At 66.1% G+C, this 12278-nt stretch carries 11 protein-coding genes; 4 read left to right on the forward strand and 7 right to left on the reverse strand.

All coding sequences use genetic code 11. The features are described 5' to 3' along the window. Positions 1–17: 17 nt before the first annotated feature. The gene (locus ABZW16_RS00990; protein WP_354950778.1) at positions 18–413 is read right to left on the reverse strand and encodes a hypothetical protein; all 396 of its coding nucleotides are present in this window, start codon (positions 411–413) and stop codon (positions 18–20) included. Between the two features lie 58 nt (positions 414–471). Between ABZW16_RS00990 and ABZW16_RS00995 the strand changes: the two genes are divergently transcribed. Continuing rightward, a complete protein-coding gene (locus tag ABZW16_RS00995) occupies positions 472–918 on the forward strand; it encodes a MarR family transcriptional regulator (protein ID WP_354950779.1) in 447 nt (148 codons plus the stop codon). A gap of 6 nt (positions 919–924) precedes the next feature. On the opposite strand, the gene ABZW16_RS01000 is transcribed toward ABZW16_RS00995, so the two are convergent. The 4 genes from ABZW16_RS01000 to ABZW16_RS01015 form a co-directional block, all read right to left on the reverse strand. After that, complete coding sequence (locus tag ABZW16_RS01000; protein ID WP_354950780.1) at positions 925–2004, reverse strand: 2-oxoacid:ferredoxin oxidoreductase subunit beta; 1080 nt, start codon at positions 2002–2004, stop codon at positions 925–927. Then, positions 2004–3947 carry a 2-oxoacid:acceptor oxidoreductase subunit alpha gene (locus tag ABZW16_RS01005; protein ID WP_354950782.1) on the reverse strand — a complete coding sequence of 648 codons (1944 nt, stop codon included), beginning with the start codon at positions 3945–3947 and terminating at the stop codon, positions 2004–2006. The genes ABZW16_RS01000 and ABZW16_RS01005 overlap by 1 nt, the downstream gene beginning before the upstream one ends. 83 nt (positions 3948–4030) lie before the next feature. Then, positions 4031–5047 (reverse strand): Rv2578c family radical SAM protein, encoded by a 1017-nt coding sequence (locus tag ABZW16_RS01010; protein WP_354950784.1) that lies wholly within the window; start codon positions 5045–5047, stop codon positions 4031–4033. Positions 5048–5078: 31 nt separating this feature from the next. After that, the gene (locus ABZW16_RS01015) at positions 5079–6083 is read right to left on the reverse strand and encodes an NAD-dependent epimerase/dehydratase family protein (RefSeq protein WP_354950786.1); all 1005 of its coding nucleotides are present in this window, start codon (positions 6081–6083) and stop codon (positions 5079–5081) included. A 247-nt stretch (positions 6084–6330) separates the two neighbouring features. Between ABZW16_RS01015 and ABZW16_RS01020 the strand changes: the two genes are divergently transcribed. Both ABZW16_RS01020 and ABZW16_RS01025 read left to right on the forward strand, forming a co-directional pair. Continuing rightward, positions 6331–6657: a type VII secretion target gene (locus tag ABZW16_RS01020; RefSeq protein WP_354950788.1), complete on the forward strand. Its 327-nt coding sequence runs from the start codon at positions 6331–6333 to the stop codon at positions 6655–6657. Then, complete coding sequence (locus ABZW16_RS01025; RefSeq protein WP_354950790.1) at positions 6654–8261, forward strand: hypothetical protein; 1608 nt, start codon at positions 6654–6656, stop codon at positions 8259–8261. The genes ABZW16_RS01020 and ABZW16_RS01025 overlap by 4 nt, the downstream gene beginning before the upstream one ends. A gap of 286 nt (positions 8262–8547) precedes the next feature. On the opposite strand, the gene ABZW16_RS01030 is transcribed toward ABZW16_RS01025, so the two are convergent. Both ABZW16_RS01030 and ABZW16_RS01035 read right to left on the reverse strand, forming a co-directional pair. After that, positions 8548–9087 (reverse strand): hypothetical protein, encoded by a 540-nt coding sequence (locus ABZW16_RS01030; protein WP_354950792.1) that lies wholly within the window; start codon positions 9085–9087, stop codon positions 8548–8550. 128 nt (positions 9088–9215) lie between these two features. Continuing rightward, positions 9216–10139: a neutral zinc metallopeptidase gene (locus tag ABZW16_RS01035; RefSeq protein WP_354950793.1), complete on the reverse strand. Its 924-nt coding sequence runs from the start codon at positions 10137–10139 to the stop codon at positions 9216–9218. Between the two features lie 216 nt (positions 10140–10355). Between ABZW16_RS01035 and aspS the strand changes: the two genes are divergently transcribed. Then, on the forward strand, positions 10356–12158 hold the full coding sequence (gene aspS / locus ABZW16_RS01040; RefSeq protein ID WP_354950910.1) for an aspartate--tRNA ligase: 1803 nt from the start codon (positions 10356–10358) through the stop codon (positions 12156–12158). Positions 12159–12278: the final 120 nt, after the last annotated feature.

Here is a 12278-nt window from a genome sequence, read left to right on the forward strand (position 1 = left end):
CGCGCCATACTCATGGCTCAGGCGGTGACGGCGGCGCCGCGATTCCTGCCGAGGACCAACTGGCCGGCAGTCGCCAGATGGATGAGCGCGAGCACGGTGCCGCCGACCATCATGCCCGGAATCCCCTGAGTGGCGCCGATGGCGACGTCGCCGAGTTGGACCGCTCCGGAAACGGTCAGCAGCGGGAGCAGGCCGCGCTTGTGGCGGCTGGTCAGGCTGAACAGTAGGGCGGCGCCCAGCGGGACGGCGCGGGCGGCATAGGCCTGGGCGTACATATCGACACTCGGGGAGTCCGCGCCGCCGGTTACGGCGAGGGTGGGGTCGATGACAGCCGCGGCGCTGAATGCCATGGCGATACCCGCACCGATTGCGTTGACGATGATCGCGGACTTGATGAGTTTCTCGGTCTGCATCTTTCACTCTCAGAATCGTTCAGGTTATGAATGGTTCTGGATCAGTATTATGCGACTCATGAAGAACGTCAAGGCGGAAAATCTGCCGGAGACCATGACCTTCCGACTCGGGCTGCTCGGCGCGTTCCTGACAGACCGCTTCAGTGCCCGCGTGGCGGATCTGGGCCTGAAGCCGAAACATGCCGGAATGCTGAATGTCCTTGCGGCCAACGGTCCCGCATCGCAGATGCAGATGGCGCAGATCCTGCGCGTCGCGCCGAGTCTGGTCGTCACTCTGGCCGACCACTTGGAATCCCTGGGCGCCATCGATCGATTGCGCGACCCGGAGGATCGCCGCCGTCAGGTCCTGAGCCTGACCTCCCACGGACGCGCGCTACTGCGCAAATGCCTCGAAGCGGCACATGCGATCGACGCCGAGACGACCGCGGATCTCACCGCCGCCGAGCGCGCCGCATTGCAGCGCACCCTCGGCGCGCTCGCGGATCGGCTGGGACTGCCGAGCTAGTCGCAGCTAGCTGACGGTCCAGGTTTCCGGGCCATTGAGCAGGGTTTGCAGCGAGTCCGCCTGTACCGGTTTGCGTTCCCGAGCCGCCGCGGTCTGGGCGCGGACAGCATCGTCGTAGGTGGGCCTGGTGACATTGCGGAAGATGCCGGTCACCACATGGCCGAGGTCCTGGTCGGACAGGCGCGAGAGGGCGTACGCGTACTCCGGATTGTCGGCGTAGGCGTCGTGCACGATCATGTCGGACTCCGCGACCTCGTCGGCGCGCGCCACCGCGAGCCCGAAACCATCTCGGACCACAGCGAATTCACCGTCGGCACCGAAGCGGATCGGTTGGCCGTCGTGCAGCGGAATGAGGCGGGATTCGGCGTCGCCCTTGCGCAGCACATCGAAGGAGCCGTCATTGAAGATCGGGCAGTCCTGCAGGATCTCCACGAATGCGGTGCCGCGGTGTTCAGCGGCGGCGCGCAGCACCTCGGTGAGGCCAGCACGATCGGAATCCAGTGCGCGGGCCGCGAAGCTGGCCTCGGCGCCGAGCGCGACCGACAGGGTGTTGAACGGGTGGTCGACCGAGCCCATCGGCGTCGACTTGGTGATCTTGCCCTGCTCCGAGGTGGGGGAGTACTGCCCCTTGGTGAGTCCGTAGATCCGATTGTTGAACAACAGGATCGTCATATTCACATTGCGGCGCAGTGCATGGATCAGATGATTGCCGCCGATGGACAGCGCGTCACCGTCGCCGGTCACTACCCATACCGACAGATCGGGCCGGGTCACCGCGAGGCCGGTTGCGATGGCGGGCGCCCGGCCATGGATGGAGTGGATACCGTAGGCCTCGAGGTAGTACGGGAACCGGCTCGAGCAGCCGATCCCGGAGACGAACATCAGGTTCTCCCTGCGCAATCCGAGTTCGGCGAGGAAGCCGCGCACGGTCGCCAGGATCACGTAGTCACCGCAGCCGGGGCACCAGCGCACCTCCTGATCGGAGGTGAAGTCCTTGACCTTTTGCGGCCCGTCAGCGGCCGGGACACCGGAGATCCCGGTGAGACCCAGATCGGCTCCGATGAGCGAGGTTTCGACGATGGTCATCAGTTACCCCCAGTCGAGTACGTAGCCCGAGCCCGCGCCGCGAAGGCTTTATCGTTTTCCATCTCCTCGATCGACCCGTCCAGTGCGGCATCGATCACCCCGACGAGTTCCTGCGCGGAGAACGCCGTACCCGCGATCTTCGTCCACGGCTGCACATCCACCAGGTACTTCGCCCGCAGCAGCATGGCCAGCTGACCGCCGTTCATCTCCGGCGTCACCACCGTGCGATAGCGGCGCAGTACGGCACCGAGGTTGGCGGGCAACGGATTCAGGTATCGCAGGTGCGCCTGGGCGACCGGGACGCCGCGGCGGCGGGCGCGGCGACAGGCCTCGCCGATCGGTCCATAGGAACTGCCCCAGCCGATCAGCAGCAGTTCGGCACGCCCATCGGGATCGTCGACCTCGAGTTCGGGAACGGCGATGCCGTCGATCTTGGCCTGCCGTAGGCGGACCATCAGCTCGTGGTTGGCGGGCTCGTAGGAGATATTGCCGCTGCCATCGGCCTTCTCCAGTCCACCGATCCGATGTGCGCGGCCCGCGGTGCCCGGCACCGCGAGCGGTCTGGCGAGGGTCTCCGGATCACGGGCGTAGGGCTGGAACGGCGTGCCCTCCTCGGCATGCGGCTCGAAGCGCGGATCGATCGGCGCCAAGTCGCTGACACGCGGAATCGACCATGGCTCAGAACCATTCGCGATCGAGCCGTCCGAGAGCAACAGCACCGGTGTGCGGTAGGTGAGCGCGATGCGGGCCGCCTCCACCGCGGTGGCGAAGCAGTCGGCGGGGGAACGTGGCGCGAGCACCGCGACCGGTGATTCCCCATTGCGCCCGTACAGCGCCTGCAGTAGATCGGCCTGTTCGGTCTTGGTCGGCAGTCCGGTGGACGGACCGCCGCGCTGCACATCGACGATCAGCAGCGGCAGCTCGGTCATCACCGCGAGTCCGATGGTCTCGCTCTTGAGCGCGAGTCCGGGCCCGGAGGTGCTGGTGACCCCCAGCGCACCGCCGAGCGAAGCGCCCAGCGCTGCGCCGATACCCGCGATCTCGTCCTCGGCCTGGAAAGTGGTGACGTCGAAGTTCTTGAGCCTGCTCAACTCGTGCAGGATGTCCGAGGCGGGCGTGATCGGGTAGGTGCCGAGGAAGACCGGCAATCCGGACAATTGACCCGCGGTGACGAGGCCGTAGGCGAGCGCGGTATTGCCGGTGATCTGGCGGTAGGTGCCCGGCGGCAGCTTGGCGGGGGATACCTCGAAGGTGGTGGCGAAGCTTTCGGTGGTCTCGCCGTAATTCCAGCCCGCGCGGAAGGCCAGCAGATTCGCCTCGGCAATATCGGGCTTCGCGGCGAACTTCTCGCGCAGGAAGCGCTCGGTGCCGCCGATCGGGCGACCGTACATCCAGGACAGCAGGCCGAGCGCGAACATATTCTTGGCGCGCTGGCCGTCCTTTTTGCCGACACCGGTCGGTTCGGTCGCGCCGAGGGTGAGTGAGGTCATCGGGACGCGATGCACCACGAAATCACTCAACGTGTCATCGTCGAGCGGATCGGTCGCATAGCCGACCTTGCCGAGATTGCGCTTGGTGAATTCGTCGGTGTTCACGATGACGGTGGCGCCACGCGGCAGGTCCTCCAGATTCGACTTCAGCGCGGCCGGGTTCATCACCACCAGCACATCGGGCTGATCACCGGCGGTGAGGATGTCGTAGTCGGCGATCTGGATCTGGAAGGACGAGACGCCGGGGAGCGTGCCCTGCGGCGCCCGGATTTCGGCCGGAAAGTTGGGCTGGGTGGCGAGGTCGTTGCCGAATGCGGCCGCCTCGTGCGTGAAGCGGTCACCGGTGAGCTGCATTCCGTCGCCGGAGTCCCCAGCGAAGCGAATTACGACCTTTTCCAATTTCGCTGCGCCGACATCATTTTGGTCCGCGCTGATCCGATGATGTGGGGGCATATGCCTGCTTCACTTCCTCGTCCGATGGGAGGTGCCATTGGCCAACCTACTCCGCCGTGTGCGGGATTTGCCTGTGAAATGCTTTACGCGAACAGAGCCAGCTGCGTGTCGTTCGGAACCGGTGTCGTGGCCTGGGGCTCGGGTTCCAGGGGGTGTTCGCGGATAAGACCGTGCTGTTGTAGCAGCGGCTGTACCCGCTCGCGTAGCCAGGAGCCGTACTCCGGTGTCACATAGGCGCCCCGGCCGTAGAGCTGGCGATAGCGCCGCAGCAGCGCGGGATGGTGCTCGGCCAGCCAACTCAGAAACCAGCCGCGGGTGGCGCCGCGTAGATGCATCGGAAACGCGACCACCGAAGCCGCCCCGGCCTGGGCGATCGCGCCGAACAGCGCGTCCAGATGAGCGCGGCTGTCGGTGAGATACGGAATCACTGGCGCGACCATGACATTCACCTCGAACCCGGCATCGGCGAGTGCTCGCACCATCTCCAGCCGTGCCTTCGGAGCCGGGGTGCCCGACTCCAGGCTGCGGTGCAGATCGATGTCCAGAATTGCGATGGAGACCGCGATGCTCACCCGAACCTGCCCGGCCGCCGCCGTGAGCAGCGGTAGATCCCGGCGCAGCAGGGTGCCCTTGGTGAGGATGGAGAACGGCGTCCCGGAATCGGCCAGCGCGCGAATGATGCCGGGCATCAACCGATACCGCCCCTCGGCCCGTTGATATGGATCGGTATTGGTGCCGAGTGCGACGGGTTCCCGATGCCAGGAGCGGCGGCCGAGTTCCTTGCGCAGTACCGCGGCGATATTGGTCTTCACCACGATCTGCGAATCGAAATCCCGGCCCGCGTCCAGATCCAGATACTCGTGCGTGGGGCGCGCGAAGCAGTAGCGGCAGGCATGTGAACAACCGCGCATCGGATTGATCGTCCAATGGAACGGCAGGTTCGACGCCTCCGGCATTTTGTTCAGTGCGCTCTTGCAGAGCACCTCGTGGAACGTGATGCCCTCGAATTCGGGGGTCTGTACGGTGCGCACGAAACCCGCCCGGCCGAGGCCGGGCAGGGCGCCATCGTCGGCATCCAGGGTTTGGCTTTGCCACCGCACACCCTCAGTCGAACATGTGTTCTAAAAGGTGTCAAGCGATCTGTCGGGTGTTGGACGTGGTCAGTTGCTCCGGGTCGGTGAAGAAGGTGACCAGATCGCGCACGGTCTCGTCGATGGGCCGTGGCTGATAGCCGATTTCGCGTTCGGCCTTGCCGTGGTCGACGATCGGGGCGGAGACCAGCGCGCCGAGCGCGGCCTTCGACACGATATCGGTCTTGAACAATTTGCCGATCGGCTCTAGTGCCGGGATCAGGCCGTTGACGACCTTGGGGGAAATCGCGAACTTCGGCCCCTTCTTGCCGGCGCAGGCCGCCGCCGTGCGACACAGGTCGAGCATGGAGATCATCGAACCGCCGAGCAGGTAGTTCTCGCCGGTCTTTCCGCGCTCTCCGGCCAGGATCAGGCCCTTGGCGACATCGCGCACGTCAACCAGATCGAAGCCGCCGCCGATCATCGCGGGCACCCGGCCGCGGGCCGCGTCCTTGAGCGTGCGGTTGATCCTGGATAGTGGGGTGCTGTAGTCGAGCGGGCCGAATACTCCGGTGGGATTGCAGATCACCGCGTCGAGTCCCTTATCGATGACCTTGCGCAACTCGACCTCGCCTGCCCACTTGGACCGGTCGTAGACCGGCAGGCTGGGATCGGTCGAGCGCGCCGAGGACTCATCGATGCGGCCACCGCAGGTGTACTGGTTGAAGGCGTGGATGGAGCTGGCGTGCACCATCCGGCGCACGCCGAGGTCGAGTGCGGCCTCGGCGACGACGCGCACGCCCTCGGTATTGACCTTCCAGGCCAGGTCGTGCTGCTCGGCCAGGGTGATCACGGCGACCAGGTGGTAGACAACCTCCGCGCCTGCGAGGACGGTGCGCATCGATTCGGGATCGAGCACATTGCCGCTGACCCAGGTGACGTTCGGGTCCGTCCGCTGCTCCGGAACGATCCGATCGATTGCTGTGACCTCATGTCCTCGTTCGACCAGCAGGTTGAGCAGATTCGTGCCAAGATACCCGGCTGCGCCGGTCACTGCGACCTTCATGTGATCGAGAATATAGAACTTGTTCTAATTTGCAACACGTTCCAGTTCCTTTCGGGTGTCTGCATTGGGCTCGAAAGTTGCCGTTGGGGTCCGCTATATTGGGCGCAACCGCAGCGGCGCTGGTATCAACTCGCGGTTGCGCAGGGGCCCGATCACAGCTCAGCTGCCCGGTTCGGGCAGGGAGTGACGTTGATCGACGCTATGAGTACTGAACTGCAGTTCAAGAGGATATGGGGGGTGCAACTCGATGGCTGATCTCTCGGTGGAGACCGATGCGGTCCGGGCCTTCGCGACCACGAACGCCGGGGTCGCCAGCGAGATCGCGGGGGCGGGCTTCGACGGCGTGCAGAACGTTGTCGCGCTCACGCCGGTATTCGGTTTGATCGGCGCCGACTATCTGTTGGCCTTCGCCGCGGCACAGGTATTGCAGGCCAAGGACATCAACGATCTCTCGGCCAAGTACGACAAGCTGTCGAAATCGGCGTTCACCGCGGCCGCCGCGTTCGATACCACCGACTCCAGCAACGCTGGCGTATTGAGCGCGATCACGAACCAGGTCGGAGGCGGGGCATGAAGCCGATGGATACCGGCGTGATCGCACCCGACGGCCAGAACGTGGCGATCGAAGAAGCCGTGATCGCGACGCAGAACACCGCGGTCGATGCGCTGCAGAATGCGGGGCAGGGTTTGAGCGATCTATCGCTGCCGCAGATGCCCGCGGATCTGCCGCCGATCGAGGCGCCCGAATTCGTACTCGCGCGCAAGATCACCGAGGATTCGCCGCAGCTGGGCACCATGCCATCGGGATTGTCGGGGCTGAACGGCAATTCGACGCCGGATGCCAGCGCGATCCTGTCCGGGGCGGTGCCGCCCGACGTATCGCAGGCGCTCAGCGATGCGCATACCGCGATCAGCCATGCGGCGGCGCCGGCGATCCAAGCGGCGCAGAACGTGGCGCAGCAGGCGCAGAGCGCGGTCAGCAGTGCGCTCGGCGGAGCGGGCACCCAGGGGGCGGCGGCGAGCGCGGCGGCGACAAACATTCCGACCGATCCGGTCGCGGCGCTGATGCAGGGGCTCTCGATTCCCGGGATTCCCGGCATCGACACCTTGTTTCAGCCGATTCTTCAGCTGATCAGCAGCTTCGGCACCGGTGTCATCGGCGCCTTCGACCCGACCGCGATTCTCAGTCAGTCCTCGAAGATCATCGAGGCGGCCGTGAGCGTGGGCAAGGGTGGTCTGCAGACCGTCGAGCAGCTGTGGGAGGGCCAGTCCTCACGCGAGGCGCAGGCCGCGAGCAAGACGGCGCAGACCCAGGGGCAGGACACCAGTCAGCGCGGTATCGACATCTCCGAACTCACCCAGCGGGCCGCCGCGGTGGTGCAGCAGGGCAATGCGCAGTTGCTCGGGATCGCGAGCGAATTCGCCACACAGGCCACCGCACTCGTGCCGGTGGCGCTGACCCCGCCCGGTCAGGCCGCGCTGATCGCGACGGCGACCGAACATCTGGGGACGGCCGTCGCGGTCGCCAATGCCACCCGCGGTGACCTGGCCGGAAAGACGGCCGAGCTGACCGGTCTGGTGAACCAGTTGCTCGGGACCAGCGGTCTGCCTGCGCCGCAGGAGGTCGCGCAGGCGGTCATGCAGAACATCGGTGAGCCGATCATGGAGCAGGCGAAGTCCATCGCATCGGACACCTCGACCAACGCGGCGAGCCTGTTGGACGGATCGAGCACCTCGAGCTCGCCGAACACGTCCACCACGACGGCGTCGACGAGCACCGGACACACCACCGCGGGCACCCCGAGCATCACCGGCATCGGGAGCCGGTCCGGATCGCCGGGCACATCGGGTTCGCCGTCGACGCAGAAGGTGACCGGCACGCCGGGCAGCACCGTCTCGCCCATCAGTCGGGTCTCGGGTTTGTCGGGCACGTCGTTCGGCGCCGGCACTTCGACAAGCGGCGCCAGCACGGGCAACTCCTTCATGGGCGGCAGCCCCGGCGCCACCGGCCAGCGCGGTGCCAACGACGACGAGCACTCACGTACTGTCGAGTCCTACCAGAGCCGTATCGGCAATGATGACCTCACCGGTCCGCTCGGGGAATCCACCCCCGACGTCATCGGTGCGACCCATCCCGACGAACTGGTCAGCTCGGATTACGAACAGGACCAGTTCTAACCCCCAACCGCCACAACGGTTCTGACAGTGCCCCCGCCCGGTTTCCGGCCGGGGGTGCTGTTGTTCTATCGGTGCTATCCCGCCGGGTCCGCGTTGTCGGGATCCCACCCGGTATGGAGGTCTCTCTTCCGTACTCGAAGTGTCGGGTGCGGAAATGTTCACTCCATTAACGAGTCTGCTGCATCCGGCGCCACCCGCAAACCCAATTGGGGTGCGGCTCTGTAGATCTCGGCCGAACGGCGGCGACCCTCGCCCCGGTGTGGGAGGGTCGCGGCGCTGGGTGGATTCAGTGTTCCTGGCTGAAGGCGTCGAGGAGTTTGCGATAGAGATCGGTGAAGCGTTTGCGGTTGGCCTGTTGGTCGGTGGTCAGGCCCTCGGTCGCCTCGGGGGCGTACATGAGCAGGTGGACGTCCTGGTCGGGTGGGGTGGGCATGAGGTCGATGATCTGCGAGCCCCGGTCGTCGTTGCTCGGCATGCCGAGATCGAGGGCGGCGAGTGCTCTGGTTTCCGCCAGTGCGGCATTCAGGATGTCGGTGGGAACGGTGCCGGTGAGCCGCTGTGGTGAGACGTCGGCGGACCGGGTGGTCGCGGCGGCATCGGGTTGGTGGACGGCGCGGCCATCGGCGTAGATCTGCAGCATCGGGCGCAGGTCGACTCGCTCGGACCAGCCGCTCGGGATGGTCGTCAGCGTCAACAACGCGGTGGCAGGCAAGGGCGCCTGGACCGGGGCGGGCGGCGGCGCGTCGGTGGCCGGTTGGGCCGAGGCGATGCCCCAGCTACCGGCGAGTGCCACGACCAGAACCAACAGTGCCGACTTCGTGCGCATGAAATCCCCATCTACGGTGTGCCACAGGCCAATTGCTCTCGATGATCGAACCGAGTGCCCTCGATCATCGCAGCGCGCGAGCCCGAATCGGTGCCCGCGCACTGTGGTGTCGCTCAATTCCTATTCGATCAGCGCAGGCCCGACGGATTGTTCAGATCCGATGCCGAGTAGGTATCGCATGCCTGGACCTGGCCGGTCTTATATCCGGTGAGGAACCACTTCTGCCGCTCCTCCGACGAGCCGTGGGTCCAGGCCTCGGGATTGACCCGGCCCTGGGCGGCGCGCTGGATCCGGTCGTCGCCGACCGCGGAGGCGGCGGAGAGGGCATCGCGGATGTCGTTGTCGGACAGGGGTTTCAGGAACGGCTGATCGCTGCCGGGGGCGCTCTGCTTATCCGCGAAGTGGGCCCAGATGCCCGCGTAGCAGTCGGCCTGGAGTTCGGTGCGCACCGCGCCCGATTCGGCCCCGCGCGGATCCCGTTGGGCCCGGCCGATATCGCCGAGCAGGTTCTGGATGTGGTGGCCGATCTCGTGCGCCACCACGTATTCCTGGGCGAGCGGACCGCCGCTGGACCCGAAGCGGTCGACCAGCTCCTGGAAGAAGCTGGTGTCGAAGTAGGCGGTCCGGTCAGCGGGGCAGTAGAACGGGCCGACCGCGCTGGTCGCATTGCCGCAGCCGGTCGAGACGGCACCGGAGAACAGCACCAGCTTCGGCTTCGAATACTTCTTACCGGTCTGCTGCGGCAGTTGTGCCGCCCACACCGCGTCGAGGCTCTGCGCGGTGGCCACCACCCGGCAGTCGACGTATTTATTGGCATCCGCGCCGGTCTTGCAATGCGCGGGCGTGCCAGCGGTCCCGGGCTGCACAGTGCTCTGCTCGGTGCCGTTCAGCTGACCGAGCAGTGACCCGGGATCGCCGCCGAACAACAGGCCCAGCACCAGCAGAATCAGACCACCCGCGCCACCGCCGAGCGCCAGCTTGCCGCCCATCCCCGGTCCACCACCGGAGGAAGCGCGATCCGGGTCGATCTGGAGGCCTTCGTTGAAGGTCATCTGCTTCGCTTTCTGTGTTGGATGTGCAGCGCCTGCGGCGGTGGGCACCTGCGCCGTGCTGCTCGGATCGGCCCAGAAGAGGCGGCCGCAACCCTGTCGCTATACAGCTTCGCACGGGTGGCGGCGATATCGGTTTCCAGTTGCGGAATGTGTCTCACTACGATGGACGCGCACCGGGTTCGCCTTTCCGGTGTCACATTCGTCGAAAGGAATCCCGTGCTGCGCACCCACTTGGCTGGTTCGCTGCGAAGCGAGCATGCCGGTCAGACCGTCACCCTCACCGGCTGGGTGGCCCGGCGTCGTGACCACGGTGGCGTGATCTTCATCGATCTGCGCGATGCGTCGGGTGTGGCGCAGGCGGTGTTCCGCGAGGGTGAGCCCGCCGAACAGGCGCACAAGCTGCGCGCCGAGTACTGCGTGCTGGTCACCGGTGTCGTCGAGCGGCGGCCCGAGGGCAATGAGAACCCGGAGTTGCCGACCGGTTCGATCGAGGTCAACGTCACGAAGCTCGAGGTACTCAACGAGGCCGCGCCGCTGCCGTTCCAGCTCGACGAGCAGCCCGGTGACGAGGCCCGACTGAAGTACCGCTACCTCGATCTGCGCCGCGAGGCGCCAGGTAAGGCCATTCGGCTGCGGTCCAAGGTCAACGCCGCCGCCCGCGCGGTGCTGGCCCAACACGAATTCGTCGAGGTCGAGACCCCGACGATGACCCGCTCGACACCGGAGGGCGCCCGCGACTTCCTGGTGCCCGCACGCCTGCAGCCGGGCAGCTTCTACGCACTGCCGCAGAGCCCGCAGCTGTTCAAGCAGCTGCTGATGGTCGCGGGAGTCGAGCGGTACTACCAGATCGCGCGCTGCTACCGCGACGAAGACTTCCGTGCGGACCGCCAGCCCGAATTCACCCAGCTCGACCTCGAGATGAGCTTCGTGCGCCAAGAGGATGTGATCCTCGTCGCCGAGGAGATCCTGGAGGCGCTGTGGCGGCTGGTCGGCTACGAGATCCCCTTCCCGATTCCGCATATGACCTATGCCGAGGCGATGCGTCGCTTCGGTAGCGATAAGCCGGACCTGCGTTTCGGCGTGGAGATCACCGAATGCGCCGAATACTTCAAGGACACCCCGTTCCGGGTGTTCCAGGCGGAGTATGTCGGTGCGGTCGTCATGCCGGGCGGTGCGAGCCAGCCGCGGCGTCAGCTCGACGCCTGGCAGGAGTGGGCCAAGCAGCGCGGCGCCAAGGGGTTGGCGTATGTGCTGGTGCAGGAGGACGGCACGCTCGGCGGTCCGGTCGCCAAGAACCTCAGCGAATCCGAGCGTGAGGGTCTGGCCAAACATGTCGGCGCGGTGCCCGGTGACTGTGTGTTCTTCGCCGCCGGTCCGGCCAAGGCGCAGCGTGCGCTGCTCGGTGCGGCGCGCGGCGAGATCGCGCGCAAATGCGGTCTTATCGATGAGAACGCCTGGGCGTTCGTGTGGATCGTGGACGCGCCGATGTTCGAGCCGACCGCCGATGCGACCGCGAGTGGTGATGTGGCACTTGGCTATTCGGCGTGGACGGCGGTGCACCACGCGTTCACCTCACCCAAGCCGGAATCGATGGACACCTTCGATACCGACCCGGGTTCGGCCCTGGCCTACGCCTACGACATCGTCTGCAACGGCAATGAGATCGGCGGCGGCAGCATCCGTATCCACCGCCGCGATGTCCAGGAGCGCGTCTTCAAGGTGATGGGCATCGGGCACGAGGAGGCCCAGGAGAAGTTCGGCTTCCTGCTCGACGCGTTCTCCTACGGCGCGCCGCCGCACGGCGGTATCGCATTCGGCTGGGACCGGATCACCGCGCTGTTGGCCGGTATGGATTCGATCCGCGAGGTCATCGCCTTCCCGAAGACCGGTGGCGGTGTCGATCCGCTGACCGACGCGCCCGCGCCGATCACCGCACAGCAGCGCAAGGAAGCTGGGCTCGACGTCAAGCCGGAGCAGAAGAAGGACGGCGCTGCGAAGGGGCCGGCCGCCGCGGAGTAGGGCGGACAGTGCCGAGCGACCGACGCCGCATCGCGTCGGTCGCTCGCCAGCACGACGAGCGTCGTGCCAAGGGATAGCGGTGCAGTCGGGCCAACGGTACTTTGGTCAGTTTCACCGACG

Origin of the sequence: Nocardia sp. NPDC004604, assembly GCF_040609795.1 — a bacterium.
GTDB lineage: Bacteria > Actinomycetota > Actinomycetes > Mycobacteriales > Mycobacteriaceae > Nocardia.